Origin of the sequence: Haemophilus haemolyticus, assembly GCF_003493605.1 — a bacterium.
Lineage (GTDB): Bacteria > Pseudomonadota > Gammaproteobacteria > Enterobacterales > Pasteurellaceae > Haemophilus > Haemophilus haemolyticus_J.
On sequence record NZ_QQKA01000026.1, the window covers coordinates 1 to 518 of the forward strand.

Here is a 518-nt window from a genome sequence, read left to right on the forward strand (position 1 = left end):
GCGTTTACCACGGTATGATTCATGACTGGGGTGAAGTCGTAACAAGGTAACCGTAGGGGAACCTGCGGTTGGATCACCTCCTTACCAAAGACGAGAGACAGCGAGTGCTCACACAGATTGGCTGATAGTTGTAGAAAAATGAGAAATTGAAAACGAAGCGAAAGCAACGTTGAAAGATAAAAAGAAGATAGAGTATCTTTAATTGATGTCCCCATCGTCTAGAGGCCTAGGACATCGCCCTTTCACGGCGGTAACCGGGGTTCGAATCCCCGTGGGGACGCCAATTAAAGATAACTTTGTTAGATTATCTTACTGTTCTTTAAAAAATTGGAAACAAGCTGAAAACAAGAGATTTTCGAGAGAAAGTCTGAGTAGGCAAAACGGGAAAGTGAAAGAGGGAACTGAGAAGGAAACTCTGAAAGCAAACCTATTTTGCATAAAATCTTGATTGAACAAAAGCAATCAAGTGTTTAGTTGAATGAACATACGCATCAAATTGACCGCACTTTGAAGTGAAA

At 41.5% G+C, this 518-nt stretch carries 1 tRNA gene and 1 rRNA gene; both read left to right on the forward strand.

The features are described from left to right. A 16S ribosomal RNA gene (locus tag DV424_RS08855) occupies window positions 1-84 on the forward strand; the annotation flags it as partial. 123 nt (window positions 85-207) lie between these two features. Then, window positions 208-283 (forward strand) — tRNA-Glu (locus DV424_RS08860). Window positions 284-518 lie beyond the last annotated feature (235 nt).